20 protein-coding genes and 4 pseudogenes are annotated in these 19,797 nt (G+C 66.4%); 12 read left to right on the top strand and 12 right to left on the bottom strand.

Going from position 1 to position 19,797, the window contains the following annotated elements:
• The first annotated feature begins 8 nt into the window (after positions 1-8).
• The 4 genes from dtd to VET27_RS09715 all read left to right on the top strand — a co-directional run bounded on the left by dtd (position 9) and on the right by VET27_RS09715 (position 1,364).
• Positions 9-440: a D-aminoacyl-tRNA deacylase gene (dtd, locus tag VET27_RS09730; protein ID WP_526517548.1), complete on the top strand. Its 432-nt coding sequence runs from the start codon at positions 9-11 to the stop codon at positions 438-440.
• Between the two features lie 121 nt (positions 441-561).
• Entirely contained in the window at positions 562-993 is a 432-nt protein-coding gene (locus VET27_RS09725; RefSeq protein ID WP_526517463.1) for an Rv2576c family protein, read from the top strand.
• A gap of 72 nt (positions 994-1,065) precedes the next feature.
• Entirely contained in the window at positions 1,066-1,206 is a 141-nt protein-coding gene (locus VET27_RS09720; protein ID WP_526517461.1) for a hypothetical protein, read from the top strand.
• Positions 1,170-1,364 (top strand): AzlC family ABC transporter permease, encoded by a 195-nt coding sequence (locus VET27_RS09715; RefSeq protein ID WP_526517459.1) that lies wholly within the window; start codon positions 1,170-1,172, stop codon positions 1,362-1,364. The genes VET27_RS09720 and VET27_RS09715 overlap by 37 nt, the downstream gene beginning before the upstream one ends.
• Positions 1,365-1,550: 186 nt before the next feature.
• Here the strand turns inward: VET27_RS09715 and VET27_RS09710 are convergent, their stop codons facing one another.
• Positions 1,551-1,754: a cold-shock protein gene (locus tag VET27_RS09710; protein WP_056548397.1), complete on the bottom strand. Its 204-nt coding sequence runs from the start codon at positions 1,752-1,754 to the stop codon at positions 1,551-1,553.
• A 137-nt stretch (positions 1,755-1,891) separates the two neighbouring features.
• On the opposite strand from VET27_RS09710, the gene VET27_RS09705 reads away from it, so the two are divergent.
• The 3 genes from VET27_RS09705 to VET27_RS09695 all read left to right on the top strand — a co-directional run bounded on the left by VET27_RS09705 (position 1,892) and on the right by VET27_RS09695 (position 5,250).
• Positions 1,892-2,905, top strand: coding sequence for an Rv2578c family radical SAM protein (locus VET27_RS09705; protein WP_526517457.1), 1,014 nt, complete (start codon positions 1,892-1,894; stop codon positions 2,903-2,905).
• Positions 2,906-2,986: 81 nt separating this feature from the next.
• Positions 2,987-4,345 carry a cytochrome P450 gene (locus VET27_RS09700; RefSeq protein ID WP_526517455.1) on the top strand — a complete coding sequence of 453 codons (1,359 nt, stop codon included), beginning with the start codon at positions 2,987-2,989 and terminating at the stop codon, positions 4,343-4,345.
• Complete coding sequence (locus tag VET27_RS09695; RefSeq protein ID WP_526517453.1) at positions 4,342-5,250, top strand: alpha/beta fold hydrolase; 909 nt, start codon at positions 4,342-4,344, stop codon at positions 5,248-5,250. Before VET27_RS09700 ends, VET27_RS09695 begins: the two co-directional genes overlap by 4 nt.
• 10 nt (positions 5,251-5,260) lie before the next feature.
• Here the strand turns inward: VET27_RS09695 and VET27_RS09690 are convergent, their stop codons facing one another.
• The 4 genes from VET27_RS09690 to VET27_RS09675 all read right to left on the bottom strand — a co-directional run bounded on the left by VET27_RS09690 (position 5,261) and on the right by VET27_RS09675 (position 9,674).
• Entirely contained in the window at positions 5,261-6,529 is a 1,269-nt protein-coding gene (locus VET27_RS09690) for an acyl-CoA dehydrogenase family protein (protein WP_526517451.1), read from the bottom strand.
• Positions 6,526-7,656 (bottom strand): acyl-CoA dehydrogenase family protein, encoded by a 1,131-nt coding sequence (locus VET27_RS09685; protein WP_526517449.1) that lies wholly within the window; start codon positions 7,654-7,656, stop codon positions 6,526-6,528. Before VET27_RS09685 ends, VET27_RS09690 begins: the two co-directional genes overlap by 4 nt.
• Before the next feature lie 31 nt (positions 7,657-7,687).
• A complete protein-coding gene (locus tag VET27_RS09680) occupies positions 7,688-8,917 on the bottom strand; it encodes an amidohydrolase family protein (RefSeq protein WP_526517447.1) in 1,230 nt (409 codons plus the stop codon).
• A 124-nt stretch (positions 8,918-9,041) separates the two neighbouring features.
• A complete protein-coding gene (locus tag VET27_RS09675; protein WP_526517445.1) occupies positions 9,042-9,674 on the bottom strand; it encodes a TetR/AcrR family transcriptional regulator in 633 nt (210 codons plus the stop codon).
• 61 nt (positions 9,675-9,735) lie between these two features.
• Here VET27_RS09675 and VET27_RS09670 point away from each other — a divergent pair, with 61 nt between their 5' ends.
• Positions 9,736-10,587 (top strand): LLM class flavin-dependent oxidoreductase, encoded by an 852-nt coding sequence (locus VET27_RS09670; protein ID WP_526517443.1) that lies wholly within the window; start codon positions 9,736-9,738, stop codon positions 10,585-10,587.
• A gap of 23 nt (positions 10,588-10,610) precedes the next feature.
• Positions 10,611-11,491 (top strand): annotated as a pseudogene (locus VET27_RS09665) (acyl-CoA thioesterase).
• On the opposite strand, the gene VET27_RS09660 reads toward VET27_RS09665, so the two are convergent.
• From VET27_RS09660 to ypfJ, 5 genes and pseudogenes are all read right to left on the bottom strand, one after another.
• On the bottom strand, positions 11,488-12,315 hold the full coding sequence (locus tag VET27_RS09660) for a mycofactocin-coupled SDR family oxidoreductase (protein ID WP_526517441.1): 828 nt from the start codon (positions 12,313-12,315) through the stop codon (positions 11,488-11,490). The pseudogene VET27_RS09665 and the gene VET27_RS09660 overlap by 4 nt on opposite strands.
• Positions 12,312-13,886 carry a flavin-containing monooxygenase gene (locus tag VET27_RS09655; protein WP_526517439.1) on the bottom strand — a complete coding sequence of 525 codons (1,575 nt, stop codon included), beginning with the start codon at positions 13,884-13,886 and terminating at the stop codon, positions 12,312-12,314. Before VET27_RS09655 ends, VET27_RS09660 begins: the two co-directional genes overlap by 4 nt.
• A complete protein-coding gene (locus VET27_RS09650) occupies positions 13,883-14,482 on the bottom strand; it encodes a TetR/AcrR family transcriptional regulator (RefSeq protein ID WP_526517437.1) in 600 nt (199 codons plus the stop codon). The genes VET27_RS09655 and VET27_RS09650 overlap by 4 nt, the downstream gene beginning before the upstream one ends.
• A gap of 41 nt (positions 14,483-14,523) precedes the next feature.
• Positions 14,524-15,070: pseudogene (locus tag VET27_RS09645) on the bottom strand (DinB family protein).
• A complete protein-coding gene (gene ypfJ / locus VET27_RS09640; protein ID WP_526517435.1) occupies positions 15,070-15,972 on the bottom strand; it encodes a KPN_02809 family neutral zinc metallopeptidase in 903 nt (300 codons plus the stop codon). The pseudogene VET27_RS09645 and the gene ypfJ overlap by 1 nt, the downstream one beginning before the upstream one ends.
• A 74-nt stretch (positions 15,973-16,046) precedes the next feature.
• On the opposite strand from ypfJ, the gene VET27_RS09635 reads away from it, so the two are divergent.
• Positions 16,047-17,534 carry a carboxylesterase/lipase family protein gene (locus VET27_RS09635; protein ID WP_526517433.1) on the top strand — a complete coding sequence of 496 codons (1,488 nt, stop codon included), beginning with the start codon at positions 16,047-16,049 and terminating at the stop codon, positions 17,532-17,534.
• Here VET27_RS09635 and VET27_RS09630 read toward each other — a convergent pair.
• Together VET27_RS09630 and VET27_RS09625 are read right to left on the bottom strand one after the other, a co-directional pair.
• Positions 17,503-17,982 carry an SRPBCC family protein gene (locus VET27_RS09630; protein ID WP_526517546.1) on the bottom strand — a complete coding sequence of 160 codons (480 nt, stop codon included), beginning with the start codon at positions 17,980-17,982 and terminating at the stop codon, positions 17,503-17,505. The two genes, VET27_RS09635 and VET27_RS09630, sit on opposite strands and share 32 nt — an antisense overlap.
• A 42-nt stretch (positions 17,983-18,024) precedes the next feature.
• Positions 18,025-18,321, bottom strand: a pseudogene (locus VET27_RS09625) (transposase); the annotation flags it as partial.
• Between VET27_RS09625 and VET27_RS09620 the strand changes: the two are divergent.
• Together VET27_RS09620 and VET27_RS09615 are read left to right on the top strand one after the other, a co-directional pair.
• Positions 18,287-18,490, top strand: a pseudogene (locus tag VET27_RS09620) (hypothetical protein); the annotation flags it as partial. The pseudogenes VET27_RS09625 and VET27_RS09620 overlap by 35 nt on opposite strands.
• A 609-nt stretch (positions 18,491-19,099) precedes the next feature.
• A partial coding sequence (locus VET27_RS09615; RefSeq protein ID WP_526517544.1) for a reverse transcriptase domain-containing protein occupies positions 19,100-19,797 on the top strand: 698 nt, incomplete at its 3' end.

Below are 19,797 nucleotides of genomic sequence, written 5' to 3'. Positions count from 1 at the left end.
CGGCGCGCATGCGGGTACTGGTGCAGCGGGTGACGTCGGCCCGAGTCGTGGTGGACGGTGCCGTGGTCGGTGAAATTCGTCCCGACGGTCAGGGACTCTTGGCGCTCGTCGGCGTCACTCACGATGACGATGCGGATACCGCCCGGCGAATGGCCGAGAAGCTGTGGCAGCTGCGGATCCTCGACGACGAACGCTCGGCCGCCGACGTCCACGCCCCCGTACTGGTGGTGAGCCAGTTCACGCTCTACGCCAACACCGTCAAGGGTCGCCGACCGTCGTTGAACGCTGCCGCGCCGCGGGCCGTCGCCGAGCCGCTGGTGACGGCCTTCGGCGATGCGTTGCGTCACCTCGGGGCGCACGTGGAGACGGGCGTGTTCGGCGCCGACATGGTCGTTGAACTCGTCAACGACGGTCCGGTGACGGTGCTCCTCGAGCTCTAGAGGGAGTCGCGAGCGTGCGTGACCTCCGATCACGGCGCGGCGTGTCGGCCTCAAACACGCACGCTCGCGGCGGAGGGAAGGGCGAGGTAACGATCCGGTACCGTTCGGCGATGTGACGATCATGCGAACAGCGACAAGCAAGATCGGGGCGGCACTCGGAGTAGCGGCGCTGGTGGCGTCCGCAGGCGTGGCGTCCAGTCAGGCCACGGCCGGGGCCGAGCCGGCCGGTCACAAGGTGGTCTACACGCTCACCTCGGCGGGCGGCGCGGACTTCGACCTCTTCTACCTGGTGAATCAACCGGCGGACAAGGCGGCGTACAACGCCGATTCGTACGCGTACCTGAAGAGGGAAGAGATCACCCTGGCAGCGGGTGTGCCGTGGGTGTTCGAGACCACGCTCGCGGATCCTCAGTGGGCGATCTTGACCGTCAGCAGCACCACACACGGGGGCCGCGCCGCGCCGAACCCGCACTGCGACATCACCGTCGACGGTCAGGTGGCCGTGCAGCAGGACGCTCCCTACAACCTGCAGTGCCAGCTCGGGCAGTGGTGACGAGGACCTAGCCCGCCACCGGGCTTCGACCACGTAAGGCCAGCGACCGCGAGCGCCCTACGATGATTCGTCGTGCAGCGACGCAGCCCGGTGCCTGCGATCGTGGTGCCCGTCGGACTCGGATTGTTCTCCCTCGGCCTGGCATTCGGGTTGGTGGTCGTCCACGCCGGGCTCGCGTGGTGGTGGGCGACGGTCTTCACGGCGGTCGTCTAGCGGGTTCGCTGGAGTTTCTCCTGGTGAGCCTCGCGGCGGCGGCCGCACCCCTGGGGCTGGTCGCAGCCACCACCCTCATCGTCAACCTTCGCCACGTGTTCTATGCGTTGTCGTTTTCCGCTGCACCGCGTCAATGGCGTCGTCGCCAAGGCATATAGCACCTATGCCTTGAACGACGAAGCGGATGCGGTGACGGCGGCCGAACCTCGCAGCTGGGACGCTGATCAACGTCCTGATCGTGTCGCTGGTCTAACCCGACGCAACTGGCTCACGAAGAACCTGCCCAGAAATGAACTATGGGCTGGCAAGGTTTAAACCCTGCCAGCCCATAGATCGTGAAGTTCTTAGATCGCGGTAACTCCGGTGGCCTGGGGGCCCTTCGCACCTTGTCCGACATCGAACTGAACCCTCTGAGCCTCTTCCAGCGAGCGGTAGCCGCCGCCTTGGATCTCAGAATAGTGGACGAAGACATCCGGGGAGCCGTCGTCGGGGGCGATAAAGCCGAAGCCCTTTTCGCTGTTGAACCATTTCACAGTTCCCTGTGCCATACCTTTTTACTTCTTTCATCAGGAGCGGATGTGTCTTACACCCGTCGCAAAGTCTACTGCACAATCTGCATCTGATCTCACTAAAGATCGCCATAGACGTGGATTGACTTTCGATCGAACATATGTTCGCATGAAATATGCGATGGGACGGCCAGGGAGTCGGCGTCGATGACGGAGCTCTGCCCGGTCTGCAGCGCATCGGATTCGTGCGCTCGGTGCGTGCGCCGCAGTTCGAGGGCATCACCTTTCACGAGGTGCTGTGCAAGTCCGCACTGAACAAGGTGCCAAACGCCGCCAACCTGCCGTTCCAGTACACCGTCAACGGCTATCGCGGCTGCAGTCACGCGTGCCGGTACTGCTTTGCCAGGCCCACGCACGAGTACCTCGACTTCGACATCGGCGACGACTTCGACACCCAGGTGGTCGTGAAGACCAACGTCGTCGGGGTGCTGCGCAGAGAGTTGTCGCGCCGGTCGTGGACCCGTCAGACGGTTGCCCTCGGAACCAACACCGATCCCTACCAACGTGCCGAGGGCCGATACGTGCTGATGCCGGGAATCATTGGCGCACTTGCCGATTCCGGGACGCCGTTCTCGATCCTCACCAAGGGCACGCTGCTGCGCCGCGATCTGGCACGGATCGTCGACGCCGCGCAGGCCGTCGACGTCAGCGTCGCGGTGTCCCTGGCAGTGGCCGACCCCGACCTGCACGCGGACGTGGAGCCCGGCACGCCGACGCCTCGCGCGCGGCTGGAGCTGATCCGGGCGATCAGTGCAGCCGGGCTCGATTGTCACGTGATGGTCGCCCCGGTACTGCCCATGCTGACCGACTCTGTCGAGCATCTCGATACACTGCTGGGGCAGATCGTCGCGGCGGGCGCCGGCAGTGCGACGGTGTTCGGGCTGCACCTGCGCGGTTCGACGCGAGACTGGTTCATGGCCTGGCTGGCGCGCTCGCGACCGGAGCTGGTGGGGCATTACCGGCAGTTGTACGGGCGGGGGCCCTACCTGCCGCAGAGCTACCGCGACGCGTTGCGTGAGCGGGCGGCGCCGCTGCTCCTCAGGCATGGGTTGACGGGTGGCCAACGGTCCTTCCGCATGGCATCCGTGCCGCCGCCCGTCGCGACGGCGCCACAACCCACCTTGTTCTGACCGCTACGGGAGGGTTGTGTCCATCGGTACCGAGGCGTACCGTCGGGCCGGTACCTTTGCGTACCGACTCGGAGGTGGGACATGGGTGAGGCGACGACGGACCCGGTGCGGCTACCCGCCGCGCCGCGGATCCCCAAGGCGCTACAGGGGCTTGCCTTCATGATCAACCGCGACAGGGCCATCGCGACCGTGGCCCGGCGCTACGGCTCCGAGTTCACCCTCAACCTCCCGATCTTCGGTGAGGCAGTGGTGATCAGTGATCCTGCGCTGGTCAAGGAACTCTTCACGATGAACACCGACCTCATCGCCCGCGCGGGCACGCTCGGCGAAGTGCTCGGACCCGGCTCGACGTTCAGCCTCGAAGGCACCGCGCACCGGCAGCGCCGCAAGCTGCTGGTGCCGCCGTTTCACGGCAAGAGGATGCAGGGCTACGAGCAGATCGTCGAAGAAGAGGTGATGCGCGAGGTCGCCACCTGGCCGGAGGGCGAGGAGTTCGCCACCATGCCGTCGATGATGCGGATCACGCTCAACGCGATCCTGCGAGCGGTCTTCGGTGCCGACGGAGTCGCGCTAGAACAACTGCGGCAACTGCTGCCGGCGATGGTGCTGAAGTCATCACGACTCGCGGTGCTGGCGCCCGCCGTGCGTCGTGACTACGGCCCGTGGAGTCCGTCGGGGCGGGCGGCCAAGCTGCGCCGTCGCTACGACGCGGTCATCTCCGGACTCGTCGCCGACGCGCGCAGCGACCCCGCGTTCGAAGAGCGCAGCGACGTTCTGGCCCTACTGCTGCGAGCGCGGTACGACGACGGCGCGGCCATCGCCGACGACCACGTCGCCGACGAACTGCTCACCTTGCTCGCGGCGGGGCACGAGACCACCGCGACCACCCTGGCGTGGGCGGTCGAGCGTTTGCGGCGCCACCCCCGTCTGCTCAGCCGCCTCACGGACGAAATCGATGCGGGCGATACGGAGCTGCTGCAGGCCACCATCTTCGAGGTGCAACGCACCCGGCCCGTCATCAACGCGACAGCGAGGTTGACCAAGTCGCGGATCAATTTGGGGCAGTGGGTCATTCCCGAACGTCGCGTGGTCATGGTCAGCATCGCGCTCGCCCATGCCGCCGAGCGGAGCTTCGCCGACCCGGCGGTTTTCGATCCGGACCGCTTCGTCGGCAACCCGCCGGGCAACTACTCCTGGATTCCCTACGGTGGCGGCGTTCGGCGGTGCATCGGCGCCGCCTTCGCCAACATGGAGATGGCCGTGACGTTGCGGACCCTGCTGCGCGAGTTCGAATTCCGAAGCACCTATGCCGCCGACGAGCCCCTGCACTCTCGCGGTGTCGCGACGGCGCCGGGCCACGGCGGGATGGCGGTCGTTCACCGACGGGCACCAGGCGTGCCGGCCGCCGTGCCCGCCGCTGCCGCGCAGGTGTCGGCGTGACGGCGTCCGAGGAGATCTCGCGCGAAGACCACGTCGTGGACGTCGGCCGCGGCATCGAGCTGTGCCACGACGGATTCGGCGACCCCGCGGATCCGCCGGTCGTGCTGATCGCCGGGCTGGGGCAGCAGAAGCACACTTGGCCTTCGGAATTCGCCGCCGCGATCGCCGAGAAGGGATATCGGGTCGTCCGGTTCGACAACCGCGACGTCGGCCGATCGACGCACGCCGACTTCCCGCCACCGAAGCCCCTGGCGATCCTTCGCGGCGGTGGCGACAAGCGGCAGTATCACCTCGGCGACATGGCTCGCGATACGGTCGGGTTGTTGGATGCCCTGGGGTATCGGGACGCTCATCTGATCGGCGTGTCGATGGGCGGCATGATCGCCCAGACCGTCGCGGCTCACCATCCCCGGCGTGTGCGCACCCTGACGTCGGTCATGTCGAACACCGGCGCGCCGCGGATCGGGCGGCCGGCTCGTTCGACGTGGCTGCAGATGGCGACCGCACGGCCACCGCGCAACCGGGCCGAGGCATGCGATGCAGCAGTGAAGATGTTCCGCCACATCGGATCTCACGGGTTCCCCTTCGACGAGGAGTGGGTGCGCGACAGGGCGGGCATCGCCTGGGACCGCGACCCCACGTCGGCGGGCGTCACCCGTCAGTTGGCGGGCATCTTCGCGTCGGGCGACCGGACCGCCGAACTCCGGCAGATCGACGTGCCGACGCTGGTCATCCACGGTGATCGCGACCGGATGGTTCATCCGACCGGCGGTGCCGCTACCGCCGCCGCCATCCCCGGCGCGCGATTGGAGACGATCGTCGGCATGGGCCACGACTTGCCGAGCGGAGCATGGGGCCGCCTGCACGATCTAATCGTCGACCACCTCGACGAGGCCGGAAACTGACCCGAAATCCTTAGTCGCGTCTGCGCTTGACCTGATTGAACGGCACGCCGCGATCGGCGGCGAACTCGCGTGGGAAGCCGAGGATGCGTTCGCCGATGATGTTCCGGGCGATCTCGTTCGTGCCGCCGCCGAGGGACGCGGTCTGGCGGGACAGGAAGCGATCACCGTAGCGGGACAAGCCGGATCCGTCGTCGACGACGCCCGCGCTGCCGACGATCGCGAGCGCAGTGTCGATCTCGAACTGAATGGTCTCGGCATGGGAGATTCGGATGATGGACCCGGCAGCCGGGGGCAGTGAGCCGTCGAGCACGCCGTGGTAGACGTGGTCGATCAGTTGCTCCTGCACGGCCCGACGCACCAGCGCCCGGCCCGCCATCTCCCGAACCCGTTCGTCGCCGGCCTGGCCGGTCGCCTCGATCAGTGCGGAATAGTCGATGTCCTGGTCGGTTTCGCCTTCGGCGCCGATGCCGCTGGCGAACTCCGAGCCGCCGCCGACCGCGCGCCGCTCGTGGTACATCTGCCGTGACGCGACGGCCCAACCGTCGTCGACGGCACCGACGACCGCGTCGTCACCCAGTTCGAGGTCGTCGAAGAACTCCTCGCAGAACTCATTGCCGCCGTCGACCTGCAGGATTCGCCGCATCGTTATGCCCGGACTCTTGATGGGCACCAGGAACATTGTGAGGCCTTCGTGTTTCGGTACGTCCCAGTTGGTGCGGGCGAGCAGCAGTCCGTAGTCCGCCGCGAAGGCACTGGTACTCCACGTCTTCGCGCCGTTGATGATCCACTTGTCGCCGCGGCGGTCCGCCCTGGTGATGACACCGGCCAGATCCGAGCCGCCGCTGGGCTCGGAGAGCAACTGAACGAGGACTTCGTCACCTCGGATGGCGCCCGAGATGTGCTGACACTTCTGGTCTTCGGTGCCGGTGTCGAGGATCGTCGCCGCACAGATGGTGAACGTCGGCGTGTTGAGGATGATCGGCAATTCGTAGTTGCGTGATTCGTTGTCGAACGCCTTCTGGTAGGCGTAGGGCAAGCCCAGACCGCCGTACTCACGAGGAAAACAGATACCCGCGAAACCGCCACTGTGCAGCATCTTCTGGAGTTCGCGCGCCCGCAGCCACGGACCCTCGGCGCCCCGGTCGGCTTCCGGCGGAAACGCTGGGTCGATGCGTGGCATGTTGTCCGCGAGCCAGTCTCGCGCCCGCGCCGCGAACTCGGCAACGGATTCGACTGATCCCTCTTCTGCGTCGGTTCGCACCGATGTCGTCTCGGTCACGAGGCCGACTCCAATTCATAGACGCGGAGATTGTGTTCCTCGGGTGTTCCGAACATGGAGCGGTACAGGGTGGCCCGCCTGAGGTACAGGTGCAGATCGTGCTCCCACGTGACGCCGATGCCTCCGTGCAGTTGCACGCAGTGCTGCAGCATGGGTGCGGCGTGTTCACCGAGGTACGACTTGGCCACGCTGACCGTCACGTCGGCGCCGGGGGAGCGTCTCGACACGTCGTCGACTGCGGCGCGGGTCGTCGCCCGACTGGCTTCGAACCAGATCTTCATGTCGGCGAAGCGATGCTTGAGTGCCTGGTACGACGCCAGTGGTCGCCCGAACGAATGTCGGTCGAGGGCCCACTGGATGGTGAAGGCCAGCACCGTGTCGAGGATGCCGACCACCTCGGCGCACTGAAGGATCTGGGCGATCTGGCTCTGCCGGGCGATGAGTGCCGCGGTCTGATCGGCCGAACCGACGATCGCATCCTCTCCGACCTCGACACCGTCGAATTCGATTCGGGCGTAACGCTTCAGGAGGTCGATGGACTTCTGCGGGGTGACCGTCACGCCAGCGGCATCGTCGGGGACCAGGAACTGGCGCACCGCGCCGTCACATTCGGCGACGACGAGGAAGAGTCCGCTCTCGGCGCCTGCCTCCACCCGGTCCTTGACACCGTCGATGCGGTATCCCGAACCGGTGGCACTGGCGGTGACCGTGGTGACACCGGGCATCCAGGGACGCCCCGGTTCGTCGACGGCCCACGACGCGATGAGCTCGCCGGCAACCAGGGACTCGATGGTGCCGGAGTGAGTTTCGGCGTCGTCGGCGTCCACCAGACCGGCCAAGACGACGTTCACCGGGTGCAGTGGCCCCGGCGCCACGGTCTTGCCGACCTGTTCGGCGACCAGTGCGAGATCGGCGACTCCGTCGCCGGAGACACTGCCGCCGCCGAGTCGCTCCGGCACCAGCAGGCTGGCCCAGCCGAGTTCGGCAGCACGCTGCCACCACTCGGAGTCGAAAGACGTTCCGGAAGCGTGCAGTTCGCGCACCCGACCGATCGAGGCCTCCTTGTCCAGGAATGCCCGGGCGGTCGATGCGAAGAGCAGTCGCTCGGGGGACGCAACGTCAGTCATGCGCGATTCGCTACGCTACTAGAAATGGTGGTCAGGCAAGAACGAGCGCAGGCACGTCGGGCTTGTGGACGATCTTGTTCGGAACCTTGAACAGGTCGACCATGTTGCCGCCCATCACCTTCCGCACACCTTCCTCGTCGAGGCCGTGGCGTTCGAGGTCGTCGACCAGGTTGATGGGATCGGACAGACCTTCCGGGTGCGGCCAGTCCGAGCCGAACATGATGCGGTCGATGCCGCACAGATCGGCCATCTTCTTGAAGTCGTCCTCCCAGAACGGCGCGACGTACACGCAGCGCTTGAACGCCTCGATCGGGTTCTCCGGGAACGCGTCGGGCATCTTCTTGAAGACGTCTTCGAACTGGTAGAACAGGTACGGCACCCAGGATGCGCCGTTCTCGACCGACAAGATGCGCAGATCCGGGTTGCGGGTCAGCGCGCCGTGGCAGACCAGTGCAGCCATGGTGTCCTCGATGGGTCGCTTGCCCATCGCGACCATCCGGAACGACGTGGGCGCGAACGGCTTGAACTCGTCGCCGGGCTCCCAGTCGTTGAGGTACTGGGAGTAGCCGCTGTCCGAGGCATGCATCGACACCGGGATGCCGGTCTTGACGCAGGCGTCCCAGAACGGGTCGAACTCGGGCACGCTCATGGAGCGGCTGCCGCGGTGGCCGGGCACCGGCGCAGGGCGCACCAGAACGGTCTTGGCGCCGCGTTCGAGACACCACTCGAGTTCTTCGAGGGCGCGGTCGACGTTGCCCAGATTGATGACCGGGGTGGAGAAGATGCGGTCGGCGTAGTTGAACTGCCAGGTCTCGTACATCCACTGGTTCAGCGCATGCACGATGTCGAGGATCAGGTCGGGGTCGTCCTTCAGCCGCTCCTCGACGAGGCTGGCCAGTGTGGGGAACATCAGGGTGTAGTCGAGGCCGAGACCGTCGAGGACCTCGAGGCGCGCCGCGGGGTCGCGGAAGGCGGGGATGGCCTTCATCGGCTTGCCCATCACTTCGCGGTAGGTCTTGCCGCCGCTGCCGTGCTTGAAGTAGTCCTCCTGTGCGCCGGGCCGGGCGACGACCTCGAACGTCGGGTTGGGGATGTAGTCGCTGACCACGTTGCGAACCATGATCTTGGTGCGTCCGCGGACGTCGATGTAGTCGATGACGCCCTTGCGATGTCCCGGCAGGAACTGCGTCAGCGCTTCCTTGGGTTCGTAGAAGTGGTTGTCTGCGTCGAACACGGGATAGGACAGGGTGCGCGAAGGCATATCCGTCTCCTAGAAGTCTGGTATGTCGGAAGTGGTAATGACGTTTCCACTTTGGCCACGGAGAGTGAACCAGCGTTCGAGAACTGTGTGGCAATCGCTGAACGTGCAGTTCAGAGCGTTGCGCCTAGGCTTTGAGCGCCCTGATGCAGAACTCGTAGATGTGGTGACCCTCCAAAGGCGCGTCGTTGAGTTCGGCCCCGAGGACGCGCAGTCGCATCGCACCGAGTGCCGACTGCATGATCAGCGTGGCGGTGGGGTCGACGTCGAGGCGCGGATCGAAGGAGCCCTCGGTCACCCCGCGCTCGATGATGTCCTTGATCAGCACGTTCACGGGTGAGAGCACCCTGGCGTACTCGCGTGGCATCGTCTCGGCCAGGTGGTCGTTGTAGAACGTCAGGCCGCGGTTGATGCTGTCCTGTGTGGTGGACGCGGCCGGTGCGCTGATCTTGGCGATCAGCAGGCGCAACGCCTCCGGGGCGTCCAGCGCGTCGGTCTCGGCCCGCCAGCGAAGCGTGGACTCGCTCGTGATCCTGTCGACCAGGGCCAGGAGGAGTTCGTCCTTGGTGGAGAAGTGCTGGTAGAAGGATCGCAGCGAGGTCTTGGACCGCTCGACCACTTCGAGCACCGTGAAGTCGGTTCGCCCGGTCTCGCCAAGGATGGCCAGAGCGGAGCGCATGAAGCGGCTGGCTCGGGATTCCTCGTCGACCGTGCCTGCGTCCGTTGCGTCTGCTGACGGCCGTTCAGTCGCCTTCGTCACGAGAATGACGTTACCGGTTGGGTAGAGGCATCGGTGCGATTGCCGATAGGGTGACGCTCCGATGGCCGAATGGTTCCTGTTCCTGCCCCAGGTGCGGCTGGAGATTGCCGACATCGTCGAGCGTGCGCGGGCGGCCGAATCGGCTGGTTTCGACGGCATCGCACTCATCGACCACCTCGAGCCGCCCGGGGCTGCGCACCAGGGAATCTGGGAGGCGATGACCGTCGCGACCTGGGTGGCCGCGCACACCGAGCGGTTGACGATCGGGCACCTGGTGCTGTGCGACGCGTTTCGCCAGCCCGCCGTGCTGGCCAAGGAAGTGGTGACGCTGGCGGCGGCCTCGGGAAACCGCTTCGAGCTCGGGCTCGGCTGGGGTTCCTGGCCGCAGGAGTTCGACAGGTTCGGCTTGGCCGATGGCGACGATGCGCCTGCCCGCGTCGCGCGCCTGGACCGCAACCTCGGGCTGATCCGCCAGTACTGGGGCGAATCAGACGCCGACGGCGTGATCCAGGAGCCACGCCCGGAACGACGAATTCCGCTGGTGCTCGGCGGAACCGGCAAGAAGACGATGGACCTGGTGCGCAGGTACGCCGACTGGTGGAACGTGCCGTCTCACCAACTCGACCGGCTGCCCGGCCTGCTGCCGACGGTGGGCGACGTTCGCGTGTCCGTGCAGCAGATGGTCGGCTTCGTCGGTCGGGACGCCGACCGTGACGAGATGACGGCGACCAGCACCCGTCGATTCGGCCACCTGGGCAGCGGTCTGGTGTGCGGGGACGCAAGCGAACTCGCCGAGCACTTCTCGGGGTTGTCGGCCCAAGGCGTCGAGCGCTTCTATGTCTGGTTCGCCGACTTCGCCCAACCGTCCACCCTCGCCGACTTCGCCGAGAACGTCATCGCAAGTCACACATAACAATTCAGTCCGAGAGGTATGACATGTCGATTGATTCAGATCAGGCCGAGTGGACGGTCGAGGGACTGCTCGACCTGTTCGACGTGCAACCCGATGGCGCGGACCGCTTCATCGGTCAGACGGGCATCGTAGGCGCCGACGAGCGTCAGGTGGTGGAGGGCACTCAGGTGATGGCCCAGGCGATCGTCGCGGCGGGCAAGCGGTTCCCCGAGAAGTCGGTGCGGTCGGCGTACGCGGTATTCGCCCGTGCCGTCGTGGTGGGGCCGCCGGTGGAGTTGACCGTCGACGTCGTGGCCGAGGGCCGCACCACGGCGACCGCGGTGATCTCGGCGTCGCAGAACGGTAGGCGTTGCATCACGGTGACGGTGCTCGCCGAGTGCCGTCGGCGGACGTCATCCGTCATCACCTTCCCAAGCCCGACGTCGCCGCGCCTATCGAGGCGAACGTGTCGGAGATGCCGATGGCCGGACGCCAGTTGCGACTCGTCGACGTCGTCGACGTCAACAGTCCCGACGAGGTCGGGCCGCCCGAGCTGCACGCGTGGTTGCACTACGACCCGATTCCCGGTCGCGACGAGCTGGCCAAGGCGTTGATCGCGTACTTCACCGGTCACCTTGGCATTTCGACGACGATGCGCGCGCACGAAGGGATCGGCACTGCGCAGGCCCACCTCACGGTGTCCACGGCGCCGATGACCATCTCGGTGAGCTTTCACGAACCGTTCACCTGGGGCGGCTGGATTCTCTACACCCACGAGAGCACCCAGGTGGGCTCGGGGATGTCCTACGTTCGTGGCACAGTGCACACCGAAGAGGGCGAGCTGCTCGCGTCGTTCGCCCAGGACGCGCTGATTCGACCCCTGCGCACCACCGACACGTCGATCGCTGCGGAGTCCAGGCTCTAGATCTTCAGATACCCCTTGTCGGCGGGGATCTGGGCGGCCGTCACCAGCGACGAGGCGTCGCTCGCCAACCACACCACGACGTCGGAGATGAGGTTCGGCGCGGCCAGCGAGTCGGTCGGCAACGCGCCGGGGGAGTAGCTGTGGATGAAGTTCGGGTGTGCGGCGAACATCTCGTACATCGAGACGTCGTTGCCCATGGGTGTGTCGGTGCCGTAGGGATGCACGGAGTTGACGCGAATCCCGAACTCGCCCAACTCGACTGCAAGCGAATTGGTCAGGCCGACGACACCGAACTTCGACGCGCAGTAGTGCCCGCAACCCGGGACCGCCTTGATGCCCGCCGCAGAGCTGACGTTGATGATCGACCCGCCGTTGCCCGCCTCGATCATCGCGGGCACCGCGGCCCTGATGGTGTTGAAGACGCCGGTGAGGTTGGTGTCGATGGTCTCCTGCCACTGTTGCGCCGAGATCTCCCACAGCCGACCCCAATTCAGCACCCCGGCATTCGCCACCACGACGTCGAGGCGGCCGAACTGCTCGATGCCCTCCGCGACGACGCGCTGCTGCCCCTCGGCGTCGCGGACGTCGACCTCCTTGGCCAGGATCTTGCGGCCCTCGCCTTCGACCAGGCTGGTGGTCTCGGCGAGATCCTCCGGTGTCGCGGGCTCGTAGCCGTTGCTCGCGGCGACGGGACCGCACGCGTCGATCGCGATGACGTCGGCTCCGGCGCGCGCCAATCGCACGCAGTGTGAACGTCCCTGACCGCGCGCGGCGCCCGTGACGTAGGCGACCTTGCCGGCCAACGGTTGGTCGGTGCTCGTCATGCCGGTTGCTCCTTCGGTAGCAGAATCGTGGCGGAGTGCGTTGAGCGCCTACTCATCTCGTAATCGGTCAGCGGAGACCGGCGTGCGAATCGCCTCGAGGCGGTGATGGTTTGGGGGCGGTGGTAGACGGTGTCCCGTTGCGAGTTCACGAAGTACGTATTCAGGGTGGGGTTGCACTCGGTGAAGTACAGCCGGGCCGTCTTCCCGCGGCGCTCCATAAGGGTGTTCCACCGGTTGAACGCATCCTGGCTGACTTCGGCCACCTGGTTGCCGCTCCGACGCGTTTCGTCGATGATGCGCACGGCATGGGCGGCGATGGTCTCGACGAAGTCCGGCCACGCGAAGCCGACGAAGCCGAGTGGCCCGACGATCTCCCAGCGGTTGGGCAGGCGGGGGTGCGACGTCCCGGCGTAGGCGCGGAGCCCGTGGCTCCGGTAGTAGTCTGCGAGGTCGAACCCGTTGGCACCCAACACCGTTCCGGTGCGGTAGGTCTCGGGATCGGTCCACAGTTCGTATCCCGTCGCCAACACCAGCAGGTCAGCGGGGTGCTCGACGCCGTCGACGGTGCGGACGCCATCGCGGGTGATGCGCTCGATCGGCGTGGTGATCAGCTGGGTGGTCGGATCGTTGAGCGCGGTGAGGAACGCACTCGAGATGACGGGTCTCTTGGCCATGATGCCGTAGCCGGGCACCAGCGCCCGGCGAGTCCGAGGGTCGCGCACGGTGGCGCGCAGGAGCAACCGGTAGAGCGCACGGCAGTACGCGTCGTACCACGGCATGAGGCGCACGAGTAGTCGGTCGGGGAGTCGGGAGAACAGATGCACGATCGGTGCGACCATCGCAACGTCCATCAGGCCCCTGCCTGCGGCGTTGACGGCGGCGACGACGCCTGGCACGCGCAGGGCGCGCCGCATCAACGGTGGGATGTCGAAGTCGACCTTGGGTAGTACCCACGCCGGAGTGCGTTGATAGACATCGAGATTGGCGGCCTCGGCGGACAGCGCGGCGGCGATCTGTACGCCGCTGGACCCGGTGCCGATCACGGCGACCCGCTTGCCGCGGGTCTCGTAGGAGTCGTCCCAGGCGTTGGGGCGCAGGATCGTGCCCGCGAAGTCCTCGACACCGTCGATGTCGACGGTGTTCTTGGCGTTGACGTAGCCGCCCACCGAGCTGATCACGAAGCGCGCCGTCAGCTGTGGCCGGTCACGGACGTCCAGGCGCCACAGGCCCGCGTCGTCGTCCCACTGCTGACGGACGACTTCGGCGCCGGTCCGGAGGCGAGGGTAGAGGTTCAGCCGTGTCGCAGTGTCTCGGAGGTACCGATGGATCTCGGGGCCGGGGGCGAACAGACGGGTCCAGTCGGGGTTCGGCGCGAAAGAGAGTTGGTACCACAGCGTGGGGATGTCGACGGCCAGGCCCGGGTATTGGTTGTCGCGCCAGGTGCCGCCGAAGTCATCGCCTCGTTCGAGGATGACGAAGTCGTCGATACCCTTGCGCTGCAACAGGTGTGCTGCGGCAATGCCGCCAGGACCTGCGCCGATGATGACGACTTCGACGTCGGGTTCGGTCACGTGCCACCTCCGGTCAGACCGGCCACGACGTGGGCGGTCACGAAACGCTTCACTGCTCGTGGACTCTCGATGTTGACGCCCATCGGCGGCAGCAGTTCGAAGCTGAACAGGATGCGCACGATCCACTCGCCGGCTTTCGCGGGATCGACCGTCGGCCCGACTTCGCCGCTGCTCTGTGCGGCCTTCACCAGCGGCTTCCACAACTCGGTGGCTCTGCCCACGAGGTCGTCGCCGATGTTGCGCAGCAGGAGGAGGAGGATGCTCTCGTCGATGCCGCGAGGGGCGACGGCGTCGGACTTCTGGCGGCGTGCACAGATCAGCACCGCGGCGGCCGCGACCTGCTCGGCGAGCGTGTCTGCCTTGTCGACCTCGGCGGCCATCGTGTCGAAGAACGTCGACGCGAGATGGTCCAGACCGACCTTGATGGCGTGGTCGCGGCGACCGAGCGCGTTGTGCACCGTGCCGCGCGACACGCCCGCGGCCCCTGCGACCGCGGTGAGGCTGAATTGCCGTGCACCCAGCCGCCGCAACGTCTCCGTGGTGGCGGCCAGTAACGCCGGGGACACGGGACGGGTGGTCTCCGCTCCAGCGCGCATTTGCACACATTAGCGATATGTGTTCAACGTGGTCAATGCCCTCAGCGCGGCGTGACGTCCCACGCATGGTGGACGATGTCGTGCAGGTGATACAGCGCAATCGTCGCAATGGTGAATTCGCTTCCGTTGCTGCGTAGTCCGCGTCGCGACCAGGCGTCGGCCGGCACGGACTCGTAGGTGTCGGCGACGGCCGATGCCGCCTGCCGCAACTCGTCGGCGAGGGTGACGGGGTTCTGCGAGGGGTAGTCGTCGGTGAGTGCGGTCTCGTCCTGGTCCCAGTTGGGAAACCGGGGGTCGTCCTCGTTCAGCATGAGTTGCACGCGATGGGCGAAGATTCGGTGCACGTCACGAACGTGGCAGCCGTATTCGAGGACCGACCAGACGCCTGGCACCGGGCACGGTGACCGACGGTCCCGCCATCCGTCCAGTCCAGTCGTCGGCATCGCGTCGGATGAGGGCGGCGAGGTCCGTATGGTGCAACGCCCGTGCGTCGTAGCGGCAGTCCGGGCAGGGCTCCCCGAGGACCCACGTCCAGTCCTTGGTGTCTGGTGGGACGGCGGCTTCGAGGCCGTCGGACCCGGACGTCATTACTCGTGCAGGTCCTGCGCGGAGAAGGTGTCGCACTTGTTCGGGTCACCGGTGCGGTAGCCCTCGGTGAACCAGTACTGCCGCGCGGCGGATGAACCGTGCGTCCACGACTCCGGATTCACCCGCCCCGTCGAGGACTGCTGGATGCGGTCATCGCCGACCGACGAGGCCGCGGACAGGGCGTCCTGAATGTCCTTGTCGGTCAACGGCTCCAGGAACGTCACGTCGGTGCCCTCCTGCTTGGTGATCGCCGCGTAGTGCGCCCACACCCCGCCGTAGCAGTCGGCTTGCAGTTCGGTGCGCACGGAGTTGCCTTCAGCGCCGCCGGGCCCCTGCTGCGCGCGGCCCAGGGTGCCCTGCAGGTTCTGCACGTGATGGCCGAACTCGTGGGCGACGACGTACTCCTGCGCCAACGGGCCACCGCTGGAACCGAACTGGTCGACGAGCACCTGGAAGAAGGACGTATCGAAGTACGCGGTGCCGTCGGCCGGGCAGTAGAACGGGCCCACGTCGGTGGTGGCCGGGCCGCAGCCGGTCTGCACCTGGTTGCTGAAGAGCCGCACGTTGGGCCGCGTGTAACCCTTCATCAGTTGCGACCACACGCCGTCCACCGAGTTGCCCGTGGCCACGACGCGGCACTCCACGACGTCGTTGGCGTCCTTGCCCGTCTTGCACTGGCTCAGGTCGAATCCCGGCGCCTCGACGCCCTGAGAGTCGTATTGGCCCGTGCCGTCCTGCGGCAGCACGGTTCCCGGGTCGACGCCGAGGAACAGGGCGACCACGACGATCAGCAGCCCACCGATTCCACCGCCGACCGCGATGCGTCGGCCTCCGCCGCCACCCCCGCCGCCGCTGGTCGACGTGGTGCTCGTGTCGATCCGCATACCCTCGTTGAAGGTCATCATTCACCCCGTCCGTTGACACCGGCGATGGCGCCGCGCCAGCCGGTTCAGCTTCCCACACTACGATTCGTGCGGTGGCCGCCCAGCGCGAAACCGTGGAAGATCCGACCGTCGCGCATACCGCGTACGGGGTGCTGCGAGGCACCACCGAAGGTGGGGTGAACGTCTGGCGCGGGATCGCCTACGCCGAGCAACCCCTCGGTGACAGGCGCTTCCGGGCGCCCGCCCCGCCCGCGCCGTGGAGTGGGGTCCGCGATGCCGTCGAGCACGGGCCGCTGCCACCTCAGGGCCGGTCCTTCGTCGGTGGCGGGCGCGACGATCCGAAGATCCGCGACGAAGCCTGTCTGACGCTGACCGTGTGGTCGCCCGATCCCGGGGGCGCACTGCCGGTGATGGTGTGGCTGCCCGGCGGTGCCTTCGTCTACGGGGCGGGTCAGCTGCAGCTCTACAACGGCAGCAGGCTGGCCGCCAACGGCAACGTCGTCGTCGTCAACGTGACGTACCGGCTCGGTGTCTTCGGTGGTTTCGAACTCGGCGACCTCGGCGCCGGCTTCGACGACAACCTCGCGTTGCGCGACCAGGTGGCGGCCCTGCAGTGGGTGCGCGACAACATCGGCGCCTTCGGTGGCGACCCCGATCAGGTCACCGTGTTCGGCGAGTCAGCGGGTGCCACCTCGGTCTTGGCGTTGCTGGCCAGCCCGCTCGCCCACGGGTTGTTCAGCCGCGCGATCGCGCAGAGTCCCGCGCTTCCGCTGATCGCCGACCGGGAGACGCGCGCACGGCAGGCCCGCACGTTCGTCGACCGGCTCGGCGTCGCCGTCGACGAGGTGAAGTCCCTTCCGCAGCGCCCACTTCGACGCGCCGCGGGCCAGCTTCAGGGCGAGAGCGCCGCGCACACGCCGACGCTGGCGTACGGCCTGACCTACGGCGTCGACTCCCTGCCGAAACATCCCATCGACGCCGCGCGGGACGGCGAGGTGTCGCCGGTTCCGTTGATCGTCGGCACCAACAGCCACGAGGCGTCGATGTTCGCGTGGGGTAAACCGCCGATGCTGCCGACCACGCAGCCGATCGTCGAGTCGTACTTCGCTCGCACGGCGCCCGACGCCAAGGACCGCGTGCTGGCCGCGTATCCGGACTATCCGCGGCGCCGTGCCCTCATCGCCTTCGGTTCGGACACGATGTTCGGTGCTCCCACGTGGGCGTTCGCCGACGCCTACTCGGTGCATGCGCCGACCCACGTCTACCGCTTCGACCACGCCGCCTGGAGTTTGCGACTGCTCGGCCTCGGTGCCACGCACGGCAGTGAGATCGTGCACGTCCAGCACAGCTATGGCTCCTACCTCGGCCGCAAGGTTCACCCGCTGGGCAGGCGGGTACAACCAGCCGTCGGCAGACGCATGCAGAGAACTTGGCTGAACTTCGCGACGGAGGGCCTCGACGACGACTGGCCGCGGTACGACGCGGCGTCCCGCCGCACCCGCGTCATCAGATCGACTCGCGACGACACCGTCGCCGACCCCGACGCAATCAGGCGTTCGGCCTGGGAGGGGCTGTACTGAACCGCTCCTTGGCGTACCGGTCGAGGTTGTGCAGGAATCGCTGAAACAGCCAGGCCATCACCGGCCTTCCGATCTCCATGCCGAGCCTGCCTGCGATGCCTGCCGGTTTGATCGCCATCACCCAGGTGAGGTGACAGCCGTCGGCCGTCTCGACCACCCGGTAGTCCTCCGCGAAGGCCATGATGGCATTGGACGTGCTCTCGTTGAAGCGGAAGGCCATGTGGGAGTAGGGCTCCCAGGTGAGGAACTCCTCGGCGCCGGTGATGCCGCCGCGCATGTCCACCGTGCGCGTCGTGCCGATTCCGCGTGGCTCGGGGCTCGTCCACGTCACGTTGGTGATCACGGTCGCCCAGCACGGCCACGACTCTGCGTCGCCGAGTACCTCGAAGAGCTGCTCGGGTGTAATGGTGAGGTCGGATAGCGTCCCGTGGAGTGGTGTAATTCGGATCGGTGAACCATCTGGTTCGTGATCAACGAGTCATGTTGCATGTTAGGCATTTTCGAGTTGGGGTGTCAACGATGACACTGTCGTCTGGGCTGCAGCTGCTTGTTGTTTGGCGGCGATGATCACCCGCAGTTCGTCCATACTGACATCGGAGACGTAGCGGCGGGTGACCTGCCACTCGTCGTGTGCTTCGATCACCACCGCCGTCGCCAACCGTAGGAACGACGCTGGGTTCGGGAAGATCTCCACGACATCGGCGCGGCGTTTGATCTCCTTGTTGAGCCGTTCGATCGGATTATTCGACCAGATTTTTTGGCTCTTCCGGGAAGAGCCCGAAAAGGATGCCAAAGTTTGTGTGCGCATCGCGGGGGCAGGACGACGTAAAACGGCCGAGACCGTGACGACCTGGGGAGCCACAACCCGCCAAATCCTTGCGCTACGTGAGCATTTGGTGGCCCAGAAGATCACGTGTGTCGTGATGGAAGCCACCAGCGATTACTGGAAGCCCTTCGTGCGCCACGAGGCGCTTGAGATCGAGTGGGGGTGAAAGGCCCACGCCGCTGGTCAGTCGCAGCTGGCCGGTGAAGCTGGGAGGCAGTCTGATCCGGGGAGCGCCGGGGAAGGCGGGAGCAGCCTCCGACAACGTACGGGACGGGTTGGCACTGTCAGACAGCCCGGGCCCGGCAAGCAGTGATGAGAAGGCGTACGTAAGGAACCGCTGTCTGACGCTCCGTAAGTCCAGTGCCGGCTCAAACCTGACGGATATGGGCCGGTGTGCAGCGCGGGGCTGTCTCGTTTCGGCGGGGCGGCCTACTCCGAAGCCGGTTGCATCGGTCCGGTGGGGAGGTCACGGCGAAAGCCTGCGGCGTAGTCGTGGCGATGCTGTCGGAGTAAAGGCGGGCGCCTCCCTCATCGATCGATCTCTGGTGAACGTGGGAACCATCCGCGGTCGCCCTCCCGTCGGGCATCCAGCCCGACGGTGGGCAGGTCCGTTGCCGACTGATGGCCGCGGGATGGGGCGGAGGCCCCGTAGTAGTCCGAGCGTGCGAGAGGCACGTGCATGGCGAAGGGGGCCAGCAAGTCGGCAGTGGAAGAACTGGAATATCAGGAGGTGTCGCCGGTGAATACCGACGAGCTGGCGTTCGCCTTGTTCGAGGCGGAACGTCGGGTACTGCAGATCCAGACCAAACTGCACCTTTGGGCCGGTGATGATCCTCATCGCAGGTTCGATGATCTGTTCAATCTTGTCGTCGATCCCGCGTTCCTTCTCGTCGCGTGGGATCGGGTACGGGGTAACAAGGGTGCTCGGACAGCGGGGATCGACGGTCGTACTTCGTCGTCCATCGCACAGTCCACGGGTGTCGAGAAGTTTCTCGACGAGCTGCGGGGCTCGCTGAAGGACCGCAGCTTCCGTCCACTTCCGGTGCGGGAGCGGATGATTCCCAAGGCGGGCGGCAAGCTGCGTCGTCTGGGAATCGCCACGGTCACCGACCGGGTGGTGCAAGCATCGTTGAAACTGGTGTTGGAGCCGATTTTCGAGGCGGATTTCCTGCCGTGTTCCTACGGGTTCCGTCCGAACCGGCGGGCTCATGACGCGGTGGCCGAGGTGCGTTTCCTGGCGTCCCACTCCTATGAGTGGATCGTCGAGGGCGACATCAAAGCCTGCTTCGATGAGATCTCACATTCCGTCCTTCTGGATCGGGTGCGGGATCGTATCGGGGATAAGCGGGTCATGGGCCTGGTCAAGGCGTTCCTCAAGGCGGGCATCCTCGGTGAGGACCGCGTCTTGCGGGAGAACAACGCCGGTACCCCACAGGG

Origin of the sequence: Mycobacterium sp., assembly GCF_035633495.1 — a bacterium.
Classification (GTDB): Bacteria; Actinomycetota; Actinomycetes; order Mycobacteriales; family Mycobacteriaceae; genus Mycobacterium.
This window is presented reverse-complemented; position numbering and strand designations above follow the sequence as displayed.